This window comes from uncultured Methanobrevibacter sp. (genome assembly GCF_900314615.1).
Lineage (GTDB): Archaea > Methanobacteriota > Methanobacteria > Methanobacteriales > Methanobacteriaceae > Methanocatella.
Map to the genome: position 1 here is coordinate 1 of NZ_OMWA01000023.1, position 16,290 is coordinate 16,290.

At 34.0% G+C, this 16,290-nt stretch carries 22 protein-coding genes and 2 pseudogenes; 18 read left to right on the forward strand and 6 right to left on the reverse strand.

Translation table 11 applies throughout. The features are described 5' to 3' along the window. The 14 genes from QZN33_RS08395 to QZN33_RS08460 form a co-directional block, all read left to right on the forward strand. Nucleotides 1-172, forward strand: a 172-nt coding sequence (locus QZN33_RS08395) for a 30S ribosomal protein S28e (protein WP_296791126.1), incomplete at its 5' end; no start/stop codon positions are given. A gap of 14 nt (nt 173-186) precedes the next feature. Further along, nucleotides 187-348: a 50S ribosomal protein L24e gene (locus QZN33_RS08400; RefSeq protein WP_004034240.1), complete on the forward strand. Its 162-nt coding sequence runs from the start codon at nt 187-189 to the stop codon at nt 346-348. Then, a complete protein-coding gene (gene ndk / locus QZN33_RS08405) occupies nt 345-797 on the forward strand; it encodes a nucleoside-diphosphate kinase (protein ID WP_292747301.1) in 453 nt (150 codons plus the stop codon). Before QZN33_RS08400 ends, ndk begins: the two co-directional genes overlap by 4 nt. A 38-nt stretch (nt 798-835) precedes the next feature. Beyond that, the gene (gene infB, locus QZN33_RS08410; protein WP_296790952.1) at nt 836-2,626 is read left to right on the forward strand and encodes a translation initiation factor IF-2; all 1,791 of its coding nucleotides are present in this window, start codon (nt 836-838) and stop codon (nt 2,624-2,626) included. 34 nt (nt 2,627-2,660) lie between these two features. Then, a complete protein-coding gene (locus QZN33_RS08415) occupies nt 2,661-3,044 on the forward strand; it encodes a 30S ribosomal protein S6e (protein ID WP_296790954.1) in 384 nt (127 codons plus the stop codon). 63 nt (nt 3,045-3,107) lie between these two features. Beyond that, nucleotides 3,108-4,322, forward strand: coding sequence for a translation initiation factor IF-2 subunit gamma (locus tag QZN33_RS08420; RefSeq protein ID WP_296790956.1), 1,215 nt, complete (start codon nt 3,108-3,110; stop codon nt 4,320-4,322). A 10-nt stretch (nt 4,323-4,332) separates the two neighbouring features. Beyond that, nucleotides 4,333-4,725: a PIN domain-containing protein gene (locus QZN33_RS08425; protein WP_296790959.1), complete on the forward strand. Its 393-nt coding sequence runs from the start codon at nt 4,333-4,335 to the stop codon at nt 4,723-4,725. A 35-nt stretch (nt 4,726-4,760) separates the two neighbouring features. Further along, nucleotides 4,761-5,345, forward strand: a complete 585-nt coding sequence (locus QZN33_RS08430) for a DNA-directed RNA polymerase (RefSeq protein WP_296790961.1) — start codon at nt 4,761-4,763, stop codon at nt 5,343-5,345. Further along, on the forward strand, nt 5,342-5,518 hold the full coding sequence (gene spt4, locus QZN33_RS08435; protein ID WP_296790963.1) for a transcription elongation factor subunit Spt4: 177 nt from the start codon (nt 5,342-5,344) through the stop codon (nt 5,516-5,518). The genes QZN33_RS08430 and spt4 overlap by 4 nt, the downstream gene beginning before the upstream one ends. Nucleotides 5,519-5,528: 10 nt before the next feature. Then, nucleotides 5,529-6,038 (forward strand): GTP-dependent dephospho-CoA kinase family protein, encoded by a 510-nt coding sequence (locus QZN33_RS08440; RefSeq protein WP_296790966.1) that lies wholly within the window; start codon nt 5,529-5,531, stop codon nt 6,036-6,038. A gap of 19 nt (nt 6,039-6,057) precedes the next feature. Next, on the forward strand, nt 6,058-6,375 hold the full coding sequence (locus QZN33_RS08445) for a 30S ribosomal protein S24e (RefSeq protein WP_296790969.1): 318 nt from the start codon (nt 6,058-6,060) through the stop codon (nt 6,373-6,375). Nucleotides 6,376-6,384: 9 nt separating this feature from the next. After that, the gene (locus QZN33_RS08450; RefSeq protein WP_067042875.1) at nt 6,385-6,537 is read left to right on the forward strand and encodes a 30S ribosomal protein S27ae; all 153 of its coding nucleotides are present in this window, start codon (nt 6,385-6,387) and stop codon (nt 6,535-6,537) included. 70 nt (nt 6,538-6,607) lie between these two features. Continuing rightward, complete coding sequence (gene argH / locus QZN33_RS08455; RefSeq protein WP_296790972.1) at nt 6,608-8,029, forward strand: argininosuccinate lyase; 1,422 nt, start codon at nt 6,608-6,610, stop codon at nt 8,027-8,029. 31 nt (nt 8,030-8,060) lie between these two features. After that, nucleotides 8,061-8,516 carry a hypothetical protein gene (locus tag QZN33_RS08460; protein ID WP_296790975.1) on the forward strand — a complete coding sequence of 152 codons (456 nt, stop codon included), beginning with the start codon at nt 8,061-8,063 and terminating at the stop codon, nt 8,514-8,516. A gap of 224 nt (nt 8,517-8,740) precedes the next feature. Here QZN33_RS08460 and QZN33_RS08465 read toward each other — a convergent pair whose 3' ends face one another. The 3 genes from QZN33_RS08465 to QZN33_RS08475 are packed head-to-tail and all read right to left on the reverse strand — an operon-like array spanning nt 8,741 to nt 11,361. Next, complete coding sequence (locus tag QZN33_RS08465) at nt 8,741-9,754, reverse strand: ATPase (RefSeq protein WP_296790977.1); 1,014 nt, start codon at nt 9,752-9,754, stop codon at nt 8,741-8,743. Nucleotides 9,755-9,763: 9 nt separating this feature from the next. Further along, nucleotides 9,764-10,207, reverse strand: coding sequence for a MarR family winged helix-turn-helix transcriptional regulator (locus QZN33_RS08470; protein ID WP_296790980.1), 444 nt, complete (start codon nt 10,205-10,207; stop codon nt 9,764-9,766). Nucleotides 10,208-10,209: 2 nt separating this feature from the next. Next, a complete protein-coding gene (locus tag QZN33_RS08475) occupies nt 10,210-11,361 on the reverse strand; it encodes an MFS transporter (RefSeq protein WP_296790983.1) in 1,152 nt (383 codons plus the stop codon). A gap of 99 nt (nt 11,362-11,460) precedes the next feature. Here QZN33_RS08475 and QZN33_RS08480 point away from each other — a divergent pair. The 3 genes and pseudogenes from QZN33_RS08480 to QZN33_RS08490 all read left to right on the forward strand — a co-directional run bounded on the left by QZN33_RS08480 (nt 11,461) and on the right by QZN33_RS08490 (nt 14,362). Then, a pseudogene (locus tag QZN33_RS08480) lies at nt 11,461-12,299 on the forward strand (aldo/keto reductase). A 2-nt stretch (nt 12,300-12,301) separates the two neighbouring features. Next, on the forward strand, nt 12,302-13,156 hold the full coding sequence (locus QZN33_RS08485) for an SDR family oxidoreductase (RefSeq protein ID WP_296790986.1): 855 nt from the start codon (nt 12,302-12,304) through the stop codon (nt 13,154-13,156). Between the two features lie 57 nt (nt 13,157-13,213). After that, a complete protein-coding gene (locus QZN33_RS08490; protein ID WP_296790992.1) occupies nt 13,214-14,362 on the forward strand; it encodes an aldo/keto reductase in 1,149 nt (382 codons plus the stop codon). Nucleotides 14,363-14,378: 16 nt separating this feature from the next. Here the strand turns inward: QZN33_RS08490 and QZN33_RS08495 are convergent, their stop codons facing one another. Then, nucleotides 14,379-14,504 carry a hypothetical protein gene (locus QZN33_RS08495; RefSeq protein WP_296790995.1) on the reverse strand — a complete coding sequence of 42 codons (126 nt, stop codon included), beginning with the start codon at nt 14,502-14,504 and terminating at the stop codon, nt 14,379-14,381. 42 nt (nt 14,505-14,546) lie between these two features. Beyond that, nucleotides 14,547-14,765 (reverse strand): hypothetical protein, encoded by a 219-nt coding sequence (locus QZN33_RS08500; RefSeq protein ID WP_296790999.1) that lies wholly within the window; start codon nt 14,763-14,765, stop codon nt 14,547-14,549. Nucleotides 14,766-14,920: 155 nt separating this feature from the next. On the opposite strand from QZN33_RS08500, the pseudogene QZN33_RS08505 reads away from it, so the two are divergent. Continuing rightward, nucleotides 14,921-15,241, forward strand: a pseudogene (locus QZN33_RS08505) (4Fe-4S binding protein); the annotation flags it as partial. On the opposite strand, the gene QZN33_RS08510 reads toward QZN33_RS08505, so the two are convergent. After that, nucleotides 15,195-16,157, reverse strand: a complete 963-nt coding sequence (locus QZN33_RS08510; protein WP_296791001.1) for a transposase — start codon at nt 16,155-16,157, stop codon at nt 15,195-15,197. The pseudogene QZN33_RS08505 and the gene QZN33_RS08510 overlap by 47 nt on opposite strands. Nucleotides 16,158-16,290 lie beyond the last annotated feature (133 nt).

The following is a 16,290-nucleotide window of genomic DNA, read 5'->3' on the forward strand; positions in this document are numbered from 1 at the left end:
TTTAAAAAGAACTGGTATGACTGGTGAGGTAATGCAAATTAAATGCAGAATCCTCGATGGTAGAGATAAAGGAAGAATTTTAACAAGAAACATTATGGGACCTGTAAGAGAAGGCGACATCTTAATGTTACTTGATACAATTAGAGAAGCTAAGGAAATTAAGACTCCATAAGAAGGTGTAAATACATGAGAACTTGTTCATTCTGTAATAAAGAAATTGAAGAAGGTACAGGAAAAATGTACGTCAAAAAAGATGGATCAATATATTTCTTTTGCAGCAGTAAATGTGAAAAAAATATGATTAAACTCGGAAGAGTTCCAAGAAAAGTTAAATGGGTTAAAGAATGATTCAAAAAAGTTTTGTAATGATGAAACCAGACGCTGTTCAAAGACGTCTTATGGGTAAAATATTATCTCGTTTTGAAGAAAAAGGTCTTCAAATCGTTGCTTGTAAATTAATTCAAATTGATGAAGATTTAGCAAAAACTCATTATGGAGAACATGCTGAAAAACCATTTTTCCCAAGTTTAGTAGAATATATCACTTCATCCCCATCATTAGCTATGGTAATTGAAGGTGAAGAAGCTATTACTACTATTAGGAAATTAGTTGGTGCAACTAATCCTTTAGAAGCAGATCTTGGAACTATCAGAGGAGACTTTGGTATGGATACCGGTAGAAACATTATTCATGCTTCAGATGCTCCTGAATCTGCAGAAAGAGAAATTGCTCTTTTCTTTAATGAAGATGAAATTTGCGATTACAAAATCGTTGACAATGATTTAATTTACGAATAAATTTAAATTATAAACATTTATTATACTGAAAAGATACTATGAAAATCAGATCCCCAATTGTATCCGTTTTAGGTCATGTAGACCATGGTAAGACTACCTTATTAGATTATATCAGAGGAAGTACAATCGCTGATAGAGAGGCTGGCGGTATTACTCAACATATTGGTGCTACAGAAATCCCAAACGATACTATTGAAGAAATCTGTGGAGATTTTATCTCAAGATTAACTATCAAGGATTTAATTCCCGGATTATTCTTTATCGATACTCCTGGTCACGCAGCATTCACAAGTTTAAGAAAACGTGGTGGTGCTTTAGCTGATTTGGCAGTATTGATTCTTGATATTAATGACGGATTTAAACCGCAAACCTTTGAAGCATTAAATATTCTTAAGATGTATAAAACTCCGTTCATTGTTGTTGCAAACAAAATCGATATGATTTTTGGTTGGGAATCACATGAAGGCGCTTCCTTTAGAGAATCTTTCTCAAAACAGGCTCAGAGTGTTCAAACAGAACTGGATACTAAAGTCTATGAGATTGTAGGTACCCTCCACAAGGAAGGCTTCCAGTCTGAAAGATTTGACAGGGTAAGCAATTTTGCTTCACAAATCACAATTATTCCGGTCAGTGCAAGAACAGGAGAAGGAATTATAGAAGTTTTAGCAATGCTTTTAGGTCTTGCTCAGGAATATTTAACAGAACAGCTTGAAATCAATGAAGATGCACCTGCAAAAGGTACAGTTCTCGAAATCAAGGAAGAAGTTGGTTTAGGTCTCACTATTGATAGTATCATTTATGATGGTGTTTTGCGAACTAATGATGAAATAGCTTTAATGACTTCTTCAAATGAAGTTTTAACAACTAAAATCAGATCTATTTTAAGGCCTCTTCCTTTAGAAGAGATGAGGGATTCCAAAAAGAAATTCCAGAAATTTGATGAAGTGGTTGCAGCTGCAGGTATTAAGATAGCAGCTCCTAATCTAGATAATGTTGTTTCAGGTTCTCCTCTTAGAGTATTAAGCGATGAGGAAAACGTTGAAGAAGAAATCTTAAAAGAGATTGAAGATATTACCATCAGTACAGAGGATGAAGGTATTTTAGTTAAAGCAGATACATTAGGTTCTCTTGAAGCTATTGTTAAACTGTTAAGGGAATTGAAAATACCTATTCGTGAAGCAAACATAGGTGATGTTAATCGCAGAGATATAATTAATTCATCAATTGCTTTAAATGAAGATGATGCACACGGTGCAATCATTGCGTTTAATGTAGATGTTCATCCTAACTCTTTAGAAGATCTTAATAATTCTGATGTTAAACTTTTCAAAGGTGATGTAATCTATCAGATTATTGAAGAATATGAAGCTTGGATTGATGAAATAGAACAAGCTAAGAAGAAGGCATTTTACGATGCAATCGTTAAGCCTGCTAAATTCATGGCTTTACCAAAACTTGTTTTCCGTCAAAGTAAACCTGCTATTGTAGGTATCGAATCATTAAGTGGTACAATTAAGCAAGGTCAAACTTTAATCAATAAAAACGGTGAATATGTTGGTGTAATAGCAAGTATGGAAGATAAAGGTGAAACATTGCCTGATATTCCAAGAGGCCAAAGGGTGGCTATGGCTATTAAAGATGCCGTTGTTGGAAAACATTTCGATGAAGGGGATGAATTATATATTGATGTTCCTGAAAAACATTATAAATTCATTGAAAGGGAATTTAAAGATAAATTAACTGAAGATGAATTTGAAACTTTATATGAATTTGTTGAAATTAAACGTAAACAAGATCCAGATTGGGGTAAATTTGGTCTTTTTGAATAATAAATAAGGGTTAAAAAAATTAAGGAGGAAAACCATGGCATTCAAAGTAGTTGTGTCTGAAAAAGCTGATTCTTATCAAGTTGAAATCGATGAAACTAAAGCTTTAAATGGTTTAGTCATCGGAGATGAATTTGATGGTGGAATTGTTGGTTTAGACGGTTACACTTTAAAAATTACTGGTGGTAGTGACAAAAACGGTTTTACCATGAAAAAAGATGTTTCTGGTACTAGAAGAATTAAAAGTTTATTAACTGGTGGTATCGGTTATCATCCTAAAGCAGATGGTGTTAAAAGAAGAAAAACCGTTAGAGGAAACACTATTGCTGAAGATATTGTACAAATCAACACTGTAGTTACTAAAGCTGGAAGCAAATCAATAGCTGATATTCTTGGTGCTGGTGAAGAAGAGGAAGAATAGTTTTACTATTTTTCTTATTTTACTTTTAAGTTGAATTAAAAATTAATAAAAAGGTGGTTATCTGTGAATGTTCAGTCAGATGTTAACATAGGTTTGGTTGGTCATGTAGACCATGGTAAGACTACTCTTACTAAAGCATTATCTGGAATTTGGACTGATACCCACAGTGAAGAAACTAAAAGAGGTATTTCAATTCGTTTAGGTTACGCAGACATTGAATTCAGAAAATGTCCTGAATGCGGAGAACCTGAATGTTACACTACTTCTGAAAAATGTGAAATCTGTGGAAGCGAAACCGAATTAATCAGAAAAGTATCTTTTGTTGATGCTCCAGGTCACGAAACTCTTATGGCAACTATGTTATCTGGTGCTGCAATTATGGATGGTGCAGTGTTGGTAATTGCTGCAAATGAGTCTTGTCCACAACCACAAACTAAAGAACATCTTATGGCACTTGATGTAATCGGTGTAAAGGATGTTATTGTAGTTCAAAATAAAATTGATATTGTTTCAAAAGAAAGAGCTATTGAAAGTTATAATGAAATTAAGGAATTTGTTAAAGGTACTTGTGCTGAAGATGCTTTAATAATACCTGTATCTGCTCAACAAGGTGCAAATGTAGATATTTTAATAGAAGCAATGCTTAAACAAATTCAACCTCCAGAAAGAAATGTTGATGATACTGCATTAATGCATGTTGCAAGATCATTTGATATTAACAAACCTGGTTCAGGTGCTGATAAGATTAAAGGAGGAGTTATTGGAGGAACCTTAGTTCAGGGTAAATTCAAACTTGGAGATACCATTGAAATAAGGCCTGGCCCTACTAACAACGGCGAAAGACTCACTTTAAAATCAGAAATTATCGGTCTTGAAGCTAATGGAGAACAAGTTGAAGAAATTGGTCCTGGTGGACTTGTAGGTATTGCAACTAAATTAGATCCGTCTTTAACTAAATCAGATTCATTATCTGGAACTGTTGCTGGTGAAGAAGGTACTTTACCTGATGTTTTAGACAGTTTCACTATGGAAGCTAATTTACTTGACCGTGTTGTAGGTACTAAAGAAGAACGTGATGTTGCTCCGATTAAAATTAAAGAACCTTTAATGATTAACTGCGGTACAACAACTACCATTGGTGTAGTTACTTCAACCAAGAAAAATGTTGTTGATGTTGCTCTTAAATTGCCGGTTTGTGCAAGCGCCGGTGATAGGGTTGCTTTAAGCCGTAGAGTTGGAGCTCGTTGGAGATTAATAGGTTACGGTATTATTAAATAGAGGGCAAATAATGAACTCTAAAGAAGTTGTAATAGATACCAATTTTTTTATGGTTCCTTTTCAGTTCAATGTGGATATTATCACTGAACTTGAAAATTTATTACCTTCTTATAAATTAACTACTCCAAGCTTTGTTATCAATGAATTGAAGGGTTTGAAAAATAACAATAAAGGAAAAACAAGGTTAAATGCGAATTTAGCCCTAAAATTAGCTAATTCTTCAAAAGTTGAAATAAAGGATATTTCATTACTGGAAAATGAAACTGTGGATGATGCGTTACTTAGAGTTTCAGAAGTTTTAGCTACAAATGATATTGAATTAAAAAATCGTGCAAAAGATAAAGGAATAACTGTTGCATATTTAAGGCAAAAAAAATATATTGCTGTTGAAGGCAAAATATAATATTAATTAACTTATCAATAAAATGAGGGATTATTTTGTATTATAAAACAAAAATTGAGGATACTGTAAGAATTCCACCTTATGAATTCGATAATCCTCTTGAAGAAGTTGCTATCAAGACTTTAAATAAAACCTATGAAGGACGTTTAGATAAAAAACTTGGTTTACTCATCTGTGTTAATGGTATTGACGACATCAGTGAAGGTAGACTCATTATGGGTGATGGAGCTTCATATCATAATGTTGTTTTTGAGGCTATATTCTTCAAACCGGAACAACATGAAATTTTCGATGGTGAAGTAATTGATATTGTCGATTATGGTGCTTTTGTAAGAATCGGACCTATGGACGGTCTTATACATGTTTCTCAAGTAACTGATGATTATATTAATTATGATGCTAAAAGAGGCGCATTACTTGCAAAAGAATCTAATAAAACATTAGATGTTGGCGACTTAGTCAGAGCTAGAGCAGTTAGTGTATCTATTAAAGATGAATCTACTAATAATATTGAAAATAACAGGAATTCCAAAATTCCACTCACTATGAGACAAACCAATTTAGGTAGATTCGAATGGATTCAAGAAGCAAAAGAAAAAAGCAGGAGAGCTAAACAATGAAAGCATGTACTGTTTGTAAAATGATTACATCAAAAGATCATTGTCCAAGTTGCGGAAATCCTACTTCTGATAACTGGAGCGGTCTTTTAATTATAACTGACCCTGAAGAATCTGAATTAGCTCGCGAATTAAATATAACTATTCCTGGAGAATACTGTTTAAGAGTAAGATAGAGGGTTTTTCGTGTTAAGATTAGATGCAGAATTAAATAAAGATATAATAATTGAGCTTAAAAAACCATTAGGTAAATTATATCCTGACTTTGAAGATGCTATTGATGAGATTAAATCTTCCGAGTTTTTAATTTCTGTTGGTGATGCAACTTTTGAAAATCTTACAAAAAATGAAATATACCCGAATATTGGTATAATTGATAATCTTATTCAAAGAAAAAATCATACTCATGAAATTATACGTGCAAATCACATTTTAAAAGCTGACAATCCGGCAGGATATATAACTGATGATCTATGGGAAACCATAGGCCAGGCTCTTGAATTATCTGACAATGGCGAATGTTATGTAATTGAAGTAGCGGGGGAAGAAGATCTTGCAGTTCTTCCTTGCATCATCATGGCAAATCCTGAAACTGTTATCTTGTACGGTCAACCGAATGAAGGATTAGTGCTTTTAAAAGCTGGTGATTTAGTAAATAAAGCTCAAAAGCTTATTAACGGATTTATTGAAGAATAAATTGAATAGAGGTTTAATCATGGAAATCGAATTTATTGAAGAAAAAGAAAATAAATTATTTAACAGAAAAGAAATTAAATTTTATGTTGATTATGAAGGAGAAGCAACTCCTAAAGCTTTAGATATTAAATCTAAATTAGTTGCTTTATTAAATACTAAAAAAGAATTACTCGTAGTCGACAACGTACAACCACACTACGGTGAACCTAAAGCATTAGGTTATGCTAAAGTCTATGAAACAGTCGATGATTTAAAATACATCGAAACTGAACATGTTATAGCTAAAAACGCAGAACCTGAAGAAGAACCTGCTGAAGAAGAAGCAGATGAAGAATAGGTGATTTTAATGGTAAGAAAATCTGATTTATATGAAGTAGATGGCGACAAAATTGTTAGAAAAAATCAAATTTGTCCTCGTTGTGGTGAAGGTGTATTCATGGCTGACCATGGTGACAGAGTTGCTTGTGGTAAATGTGGATACACTGAAATGAAAAAATAAGATTGTTTAAATCTTTTTTCTTTTTTTTATTATTTTTAATTTTTAACTGATTTTTTTAGAAGGGATTTTTTTGGATAATATTAGAAATGGTCGTTTTAAAACTGGAATGACTGATGAAGCAGCCGAGTATACTTCATCACTTGAAGCAGACATGCTTCTTTTTGAAGCTGACATCAAAACTAATTTTGCACATACTTCAATGTTAAAGCATGAAGGAATTATCGATGAAGAAATTGCTGATAATATTTTATGTGCTCTCGATAATCTAAAAGAAGAAGGTTATGAAGCTTTAGTATTCGATCCTTCAGTTGAAGATGTGCATATGGCAATAGAAAATTATGTAACTTCTAAAATTGGTCCTCAGGCCGGTTTTATGCACACTGCCAAATCTAGAAATGATCAGGTTGCATGTGATGTCAGACTGGTTCTTCGTGGAATGATTGAAGAGATGCAGATTGGTATTCTGGAATTTATTGAAGGCTTAGTTGAAATGGCCGGAGAACATCTGGAAGATATTTTCATTGGTTTTACTCACCTGCAGCATGCTCAGCCAATTACAATTGCTCATCATTTAATGGCTCATGTTCAGGCACTTAAAAGGGATTATGAACGTTTGGAAGACACTTATAAACGTGTTAACATAAATCCGTTAGGTTCTGCTGCTATGGCTACCACCAGTTTTCCAATAAACAGACAGTTGACTACTGATTTGCTTGGATTTGATTCATATATGGAAAATTCAATGGATGGGGTCTCTGCACGTGACTTTATTACAGAAACAGTCTTTGATTTAGTGTCTTTATCATCAACTCTTGCAAAAATATGTGAAGAGCTGGTTTTATGGAGTACTTATGAATTCGGTGTTATTGATATGGCTGATGAATATTCATCAACTTCTTCTATTATGCCTCAAAAGAAAAATCCTGATGTAGCAGAACTTGCAAGAGGAAAAACAAGCATTGCTACAGGTGAGCTCATTACTATTTTAACAATACTTAAGGCAATTCCATACACATATAATAGGGATTTGCAGGAAATTACTCCTCATTTATGGAATGCCGTTAAAGTAACAAGAGAAACTTTATCAATTGTAACTAAAATGCTGCTTTCAGTTGAATTTAAAGTTGACAGATGCGCTGAACTTGCAGGCAAAAACTTTGCAACAGCAACTGATCTTGCAGATATCATGGTTCGTGAAAAACAGATTCCATTCAGAACCGCTCATAAAATTGTTGGAAGAATTGTTAATGAAGCTACTTCCAATGATATGGCAGAAGAGGATATCACTTCCAAATTCATTGATGATATAGCTGTTGAATTAGGTTTTGATGAATTGAATCTTGCTGATGAACTGATTCAAAAAGCTTTAAATCCTGCTGAAAATGTAAGAATCAGAGCTGTTCCTGGAGGACCTGCTCCGGAAATGGTTGAAATTGCACGCAGCAAAATTAAAGTATTCTTAAATGAAGAATTTGAGAAAAAAGGAATTTAACTAATTTTCCTTTTTATTTTTTTGTGATTTTATGAATTTAAAAAATATTTTTGTTATTTTAACTATTTTGATTTTAATTTTCAGTGCTTCAGCTGTTTTTGCTGAAAGTTTCAGTTTAAAAAACACTACTTTTGAAGTTCCTCAGGGTTATTCCATTAACAAAACTGGCGATCTTTCTGTAAGACTTGTTAACAATAATAATACCGAGTCCACTATTTTTGTTAGCGTAACTAACTTCACAGATACCAATGCTTCAATTTCAAGCAGGCAGGTTTCAGGTTTTAAGTTTTTAGCTGAAGAAAATTTCCTTACAGATAATAATGTCTCTGTAAATCAGCAGAATTACATGAAAAATGAAACTTATTATTCCTATTATTCATTTGAGGTAAATGGCACAGGTTATCAGATAGGTTATATTTTCCCTGTTCATGGTGATTCCGTTCAGGGTGATGGAAATCCGGTCATGAAAATAATTGAATCAATTTAGTTTAGGTATGCCTAAACTTTATATACTCTAACGAACAAAATATTATTGTGGATATGATCTTCGGATTATTGAAGCAAGATTTTAAAAATAGTGATGTTTTTAGGATACTTGTTAATAGTTCCTCAATGAATTCAATAAGTAAGCTCAGCTCCTATTAATATCACTATTTTAATTTTATCTTCTTTTTTTAGAGCTAGCTTTATTTAAAAATAAGTTAATAATTTCTATTTTGTTTTATAAAAGCTCCAGATTAAATCCAATGCTTCTCCTGGCTCCAGGGCTCCTGAACGTGTTTCTCTTAAAATTCTTTGTATTGAAAATTTTTTCATATGTGGAAATTTCCTGTGAACTTCATAAAGCAGCGGACAGCCGAATCCTTTGAATGTCTTTAAATCATAGTTTTTGATTAAGGATTTTATCTCTTGCTTGCCAACACTTAAACTTGCGGGAAGGTTCAGTCGATATAATGAATCATCCTGAAGATTGATGCATTGACTGCCTGTTGCAAGCATATCTCCGAAGATAATTATAGGAATTTCTTTATCTTTCGCATATCTCTTGACCAGTTCACCTGTGTTTTTGGAACATCTTCCGCAGGGATGGAGTTTTCCTGTAAAGGATTCCTGGATAACGTCTGAATAGTCGGATGAGATATATTCATGCTCAACATCCAGTGAATCGATTAATGTTTGAATATTTTTTTTAAACTGGTTGGGCAGTATTATGGTTCCCGGATCAACGGTAACCGCAACAGGATTGAAACCCAGTTTTTTAGCTAAAATAAGTGAAAAACTGCTGTCAACACCTCCTGAAAGTGCAACAACAGCTTCAGTATCTGGAGATTCATCAAAGATGTTTTCATTAAAGTAATTTTCAAAGTTAAAACTGTAGATATTTTCCAGTTTATTGTCTATAACTTTCCTGAGGTTTTCAAGGCCTGTCAAATTCAAATCAAGATTGTCTATTGTCTTTCCGGAGAGTTTAAGTTTGTAGTTTTTGTTTAAAAAGTCCCCGTAAGATTCGACATGTATACTTTCAAGACCTAACTTTTCTCTGAGTTTGCCAACTACCCAGCCACCTTTACCTATAATGGCTGACTTGTCAGGTCTGTCTTCAGTTATAATCCATAATTCATTGTTTTTAAAGTAAATCTCTTCAATGAAAATGTTTACTTTGTCATGACCGATATCCTCACGGATTCTGTTTACTTCATCTAAAATGAATTCCTTTGTATACATTATAATTAATTATGATACAACTACCTTAAATAATAAACTTTTTAGAAGCTTAACTTCCTCTTTAGTCATATTTGATGTAACTTTTATTTCCCAGTCGTTTATTATTTTAATAAGTTCATCAGTCTTTTCAACACCCTTGTCTGTAAGCTCAACTATCTTCTGGCGTCTGTTGTCAGGATTTTCATGTCTTGTTATATATCCTAAATCTTCAAACTTTCTTAAAAGTTTAGCGGTATAACCTTCGCTGACCTTGAATAATTCCACCAGTTCCTTCTGGGTTGTTTTTTCGCTGAAACGGACTCTTATTAAAAAAGGGATTTCTGCACGGGTTATTTCTGTTTCATCTAATATTTCCTTAATATATCTGCCGTAATTTGCAATCATTTCTTCCACGTAGTGGTAAATGAAGATGTTTTCTGTATTTTCCTTTTGAAATTGCTCGGGTAATGTCATTTTTATCCCTCAATAGTGTATCTGTTTGTTCTAATAAATATTAATATCAAATCGATTATCATAACTGCTATTGCTGCAAGCATCACATACTGAACGCCCATTCCTGCAACAACTGCTCCGGCTATTGTTGTTCCTAAAGTGACCCCTACATTTCCCATACTTAAAAATATTCCGTTTGCAAATTCCGGTGCGTCCGGTGCTGCTGATACCATCCAGTACTGGGCAATGTCGTTTCCGATACCCGCAAGCAGTCCCCAGAATATCATAAGTATTATTATAGGTATTTTAACTCCGCTTAACATAAACACTCCAACCATCAATATTGAAAATATTATAGGGAATGTCAGTACTGTAGTTTTAGTTTTTGAATTGAGCAGTTTGGCTCCAAGCCAGTTTCCGACTATTGAAGCAACTCCGTAAATGAATAATACCAAACTTAATTCAGTTCCGATTATATTTGTCAGGCTGTTTAAAAACTCTGAAATGTATGAGTATGCAGTATACATTCCCCCATTCAGGAATATGACTCCTAAAACGGATATGATAAATACTCCTGTTGTTGCCACTTTAACCTGATTTCCGTAAGACTGCTCTTTTCCTGGAAGTGCCGGGAAGAAAATTACAGTAGCTATAAGTGCAATGAATGTCACAAGAGCGAACCAGAGCATTGAAAACTGATATCCGAAGTTTGTTGCAACAAATGTGGTAATAGGAACACCAACAATCATCCCTGCAGACACTCCCATTATGACTTTGCTTACTGCATCCTGAGCTTTTTCAGGCTCTACTATTTCTGCCGCTACGGTCAGGGCAAGACCGCAGTAGATCGGATGGAAGATTGCAGGAATTATTCTGCATATTAACGCAATGTTAAAGTCGGATACAAATGCTCCGACTGTTGAAAATACTGTAAACACGGCCAAAACCAGTATGAAACTTTTTTTGCGGTCAAACTTTGAAAAGACCAGGGGCATGAATATTCCGCAGACTGCTATTGTCAGTGCAAAGAGACTTACAAAGAGCCCTGCCTGTGTGATGTCTACGCTGAAATACTCTGCAATCTGAGGCAGTATTCCCACCACTCCCATTTCGGTACTTAAAACTCCAAAAGTACCTAACATCATAATGTATATTATTAAATTTTCATTTTTCATTTATAATCTCCAATACTTTCACTAGATAACTCTTTCATTAGGAAAGATTTATATACTATAATTTATAATTTACTATTATATAAAAGTTTAGGTGAAATCATGGAATATGTAAAATTATCAAACGGTGTTGAAATCCCTCAACTAGGATTCGGTGTATTTCAAGTACCTCCTCAGGAAACAAAAGAAATAGTCAAAAAAGCAATTGAAGCAGGATACAGACACTTTGATACCGCACAGGCATACTCAATGAAGAAGGTGTAGGTGAAGCAATTGCTGAAAGCGGAATTGACCGTGGCGAATTTTTCATAACCACAAAAGTATGGCATTCCCATCACGGATATGAAAAAACAAAAGAAGCATGTGAAGAATCCCTAAAAAAACTTCAGACTGACTACATTGATCTGTATCTGATTCATCAAAACATTGGTGATGTATTCGGAACATGGAGAGCAATGGAAGAGCTTTATGAAGAAGGTAAAGTAAAAGCTATTGGTGTGTGCAACTTCACAGAAACCCGTTTTACAAATTTAGCTATTCACAACAAAGTCAAACCGATGGTAAATCAGATTGAAATCAATCCGTTCTACCAGCAGCAGGGAACCGAAGATTTCCATGAAAAATTTGGTGCAAAAATAGAGTCATGGGGGCCTCTGGCTGAAGGAAGAGACGGCATATTTAAAAATCCTGTTTTATCCGAAATCGGTGAAAAATACAATAAATCCGTTGCACAGGTAATCATAAGATGGATCATTCAAAGAGGAATAATCGTATTTCCTAAATCCGCAAAACCTGAAAGGATGGCAGAAAACTTTAATGTATTTGACTTTGAACTGACTAGCGAAGATATGGAAAAAATTAAAGAACTTGAAACCGGTGAGCCGATAGCATACATTGACACACCGCAGTTTATAGAATCAATTTCACAATTCGGGGTATAAAAATGAATTTCGATTTAAATGACAATAAGGAAGTAGTTGTGCTTTTAGGCGCAGGAGACATGGGACTTGCAATAATCAAAAGAATTTCAGCAGGTAAAAAAATACTGCTTGCTGATATCAATGAGGAAAAACTTAAAACCTTAAAACATGACATGATCTATTCCGGTTATGATGTGGAAACTCAGCTAACAGATGCAATGGATAGAGATTCCATCAAAGCATTGGCTGAAAAGGCAGCTTCCCTTGGTCCGGTAATGTATTTCATTGACACAGCAGGCGCATCACCTAACCAGGCAGCTCCGGAACATATCATAAACCTTGATTTGATCGGAACATCCTATGCGCTTGATGAATTCGGAAAAGTGATGGCAAGAGGAGGTTCAGGACTGATTATATCTTCCATGACAGGTTACATGCCTTCACCTCTTACAAAAGAGGATGAACGCCTCCTTAGAGTAACACCAACAGATGAACTCAAAGATTTGGACTGTCTAAGTGAAGAGGTTATTGTAAATTCAGGCGTTGCATACGTTGTATCCAAAAGAGCAAACCACCTAAGAGTACAGTATGCATCAGCAGACTCATGGGCAGAACGTGGGGCAAGAATCAATACAATCAGTCCGGGAATTATTGTAACTCCTTTAGCTTACGATGAATTTGAAGCTAACGGTGAAGGATATCAGGCTATGATTGATGTTTGCGGAGCAAAAAGAGTCGGAACATCAGATGAAATTGCATATGCTGCAGAATTCCTGTTAAGCGAAAAAGCAGGATTCATTACCGGAATGGATTTGCTCATTGACGGCGGTACAATCGCTGCAATCAACAGTGGAAAAATGGATATTCAAATCCAATAATTTTTCCATTACTTTTTTTAATTTTAAACTCCTAATATTTAGTTAAGGAGATTGATTATGGAATATCGTGAATTAGGAAACACTGGCATCAAAGTATCAGAAATTGCTTTCGGTGCAGAATTTTTAGTAGAAAGACCTTATGAAGATACAGAAGAATTGATTAAGGCATGTGAAGCTAACGGTATTAATTTTGTAGACTGCTGGATGAGTGAACCTGATGTACGCTCACATTTGGGCAGGGCAATTAAACCTAACCGTGAAAACTGGGTCATACAGGGACATATCGGAGCAACCTGGCAGAACAACCAGTATGTCAGAACCCGTGAAATGGATAAGGTAATTCCGGCATTTGAAGATTTTATGGAAAGATTTCAAATAGACACACTTGATTTCGGTATGATTCACTATGTCGACCAGATGGAAGACTATGATGAAATAATGAACGGTCCGTTTATTGAATATGTCAGAAAACTGAAAGAGGAAGGTACAATTGCACACATCGGACTGAGCACTCACAATCCTGACATTGGAATTTTAGCAGCTGAAAATCCTGAAATTGAACTTTTGATGTTTTCAATCAACCCTGCATATGACATGTTTGGTTCAATGCCAGATATCGAAGAATACAGAAAGGATGATGCATATGATGAATCATTCTTTGGTTTAAATCCTCAAAGAGCTGAAATTTATGAGTTATGTGAGAAAAACGGCACTGCAATAACAGTAATGAAAGGATTTGCCGGTGGGAATCTGCTTTCAGATGAAACTTCCCCGTTCGGGGTAGCATTAACTCCAGTTCAGTGTATACACTACTGTCTTGAACAGAAAGGAGTTTCAAGCATATTTGTCGGTGTAAAAACAGTTGAAGAACTTGAAGAATCCCTTAAATATTGTGATGCAGGTGAAGCTGAAAAGGATTATGCTGAAGTATTGAAAAATGCTCCGAAACACTCCTTTGAAGGGCAATGCACCTACTGCGGTCATTGTGCACCATGCACTTCTGAAATCGATATTGCAATGGTTAACAAGTTGTATGATCTGGCTAAAAATAAGGATGAAGTTCCGGCAAGTGTTCAGGAGCACTATAACAATTTAAAATTCAATGCAACTGAATGTATCGCATGCGGTGACTGTGAACCGAGATGTCCGTTCAATGTTCGCATTGTTGATGTGATGCTGGATGCACAGGATTTATTTGGCTTTTAATATTATTGTTAATAGATTATAATGGGATATCCTCATAATCTATTTCCATTCCCATCATATGGTATAATGCATAAACTGCATCTTTGCCCTGCATTGGAAAAGTTTCTTTAAAATCTTTAACAATTTTATCTATTTCCTCCAAATCATTTATTCTTTTTTTTACATGTGTATTCAATACTTTTTGTCATGGTGATACTCCTTTTTGGTTAATTGTATAGAATTTAGTTTTTTTATCGTTAATATATTTTGATAATAATTTTCCATATATTTCATCGCATTCATCGTCAATTTTTTGAATATTATCGAATTTTGAACGTGCTTCTGTTAAAGCAATCTTAAAATATATTTTTGAGATTAATTTCAATTCAAAGGTTAATGTTTCATCGTTAATTTTTCCTTTCAAAATCCACAAACAATCTTTCGCAGCTATCAATTCATAATCTTCCCATTCTCTTGAAAAAATTCCGAAGTTTTTATCTGATGGTGAGTGTACATATATTTTGTAGGGTTATGATTTTAAAATGCTCCAAAACATTTATTTAAGACCAATGCACTTTTTGTGGTCATTGTGCTCCGTGTACTTCTGAAATTGATATTGCAATGGTTAACAAGTTGTATGATTTGGCTAAAAATAAGGATGAAGTTCCGGCAAGTGTTCAGGAGCATTATAACAATTTAAAATTCGATGTAACTGAATGTATAGCTTGTGGTAACTGTGAACCTAGATGTCCGTTCAATGTTCGCATTGTTGATGTGATGTTGGATGCACAGGATTTATTGGGAAATATTATTGCTTTCTTTTTTTTAATTATTAACCTTGTAGAAACCATTTTTAAAATACCTGAATTGCTCTGTAAACGTTATATAATACATCTTTGAGTTTTGTTTCTTTATTTTGAAGTTTTGTGCTTCTACTATAGTTTCCTCCGTTGAATCTTCTTTTGATTACCGATATAACACTTTCTACATTCATTCTTCTAGCATATACGTCGTGCCAGAAGATTGTTGAACTATTTAGCCTATAATGTCCAGTTTTTGCTCGTGTTTTTAATGGAATTTGGTCGAATGCACCTACTTCTTCATTTATGCATTTTCTTATCGCTTCTGTATCATATGCTCTGTCTGCTAGTATGTAATGTGGTTTATAGGGTTTTAATTGTCTTATGGATGCTATTGCGAATTGTGTATCATATTTTGGACCTCTATTTGCTGTGTAATTTAGGATCATTCTTGTGTCGACATCAATTGCAATATGGTTTTTTATGTAGCTTTTTCGGCATTTGCCTCTTATTTTTGCGTAATAATGGTCTGCATAGTCACTTGTGTGTCCTGTTCCATCCATTGCTACCAATTCACAATCAATAGGATGTATAAATAATAATAAATTGTTTAAATCTTTTAATTTTGTATCTGACATTCTTACAAAGAATTTTTGGATTGTAGTGTAGTGAGGTAGCTTGTTAAGTTTCAAATATTTGGTTATTTTATCAGAAACATCCAAAATTTCAATTATTTCGCGATAAGTTGTTTTTAAATAAGTTTTCAATGCCAAAATAGTGAATAATTGATGTTGATTATAAAAATGATTGCTATAATCACAGGAATACCTTGGAAATATCCATCTTGCATAGTTAAAGGTTAATTCAACAAAGTTAAGCAACCTATTTTGATTTTGACCAATTTTAAATAGTTTTTCTTCTTGAGTTTTTCCACCAAGTTCAAGTCCAAAATCCAAAAGGTTTAAATGTCTAGAATTCAAATAATAATATGGAGAATAGTTTATTTTAGCGTACATATTAATAATTATTCTCCATTCTACTATTTATAAATTATTATCGGGTTTTTTAATCAATAGCAAGTGTTATTTCAAGTGTAAAAAAATTAAAGACATTAAATCGATTAAAATTAAAATCCAAGCATTTTACTAA

What these genes read in the sequence shown, in the direction of transcription:
- QZN33_RS08445 (WP_296790969.1), top strand. Translation starts at nt 6,058, where the DNA reads ATGGAAATCGAATTTATTGAAGAAAAAGAAAATAAATTATTTAACAGA.
- QZN33_RS08485 (WP_296790986.1), top strand. Translation starts at nt 12,302, where the DNA reads ATGAATTTCGATTTAAATGACAATAAGGAAGTAGTTGTGCTTTTAGGC.
- spt4 (WP_296790963.1), top strand. Translation starts at nt 5,342, where the DNA reads ATGAAAGCATGTACTGTTTGTAAAATGATTACATCAAAAGATCATTGT.
- QZN33_RS08470 (WP_296790980.1), bottom strand. Translation starts at nt 10,207, where the DNA reads ATGACATTACCCGAGCAATTTCAAAAGGAAAATACAGAAAACATCTTC.
- QZN33_RS08490 (WP_296790992.1), top strand. Translation starts at nt 13,214, where the DNA reads ATGGAATATCGTGAATTAGGAAACACTGGCATCAAAGTATCAGAAATT.
- QZN33_RS08510 (WP_296791001.1), bottom strand. Translation starts at nt 16,157, where the DNA reads ATGTACGCTAAAATAAACTATTCTCCATATTATTATTTGAATTCTAGA.
- QZN33_RS08450 (WP_067042875.1), top strand. Translation starts at nt 6,385, where the DNA reads ATGGTAAGAAAATCTGATTTATATGAAGTAGATGGCGACAAAATTGTT.
- ndk (WP_292747301.1), top strand. Translation starts at nt 345, where the DNA reads ATGATTCAAAAAAGTTTTGTAATGATGAAACCAGACGCTGTTCAAAGA.
- QZN33_RS08425 (WP_296790959.1), top strand. Translation starts at nt 4,333, where the DNA reads ATGAACTCTAAAGAAGTTGTAATAGATACCAATTTTTTTATGGTTCCT.
- QZN33_RS08460 (WP_296790975.1), top strand. Translation starts at nt 8,061, where the DNA reads ATGAATTTAAAAAATATTTTTGTTATTTTAACTATTTTGATTTTAATT.
- infB (WP_296790952.1), top strand. Translation starts at nt 836, where the DNA reads ATGAAAATCAGATCCCCAATTGTATCCGTTTTAGGTCATGTAGACCAT.
- QZN33_RS08475 (WP_296790983.1), bottom strand. Translation starts at nt 11,361, where the DNA reads ATGAAAAATGAAAATTTAATAATATACATTATGATGTTAGGTACTTTT.
- QZN33_RS08400 (WP_004034240.1), top strand. Translation starts at nt 187, where the DNA reads ATGAGAACTTGTTCATTCTGTAATAAAGAAATTGAAGAAGGTACAGGA.
- QZN33_RS08415 (WP_296790954.1), top strand. Translation starts at nt 2,661, where the DNA reads ATGGCATTCAAAGTAGTTGTGTCTGAAAAAGCTGATTCTTATCAAGTT.
- QZN33_RS08465 (WP_296790977.1), bottom strand. Translation starts at nt 9,754, where the DNA reads ATGTATACAAAGGAATTCATTTTAGATGAAGTAAACAGAATCCGTGAG.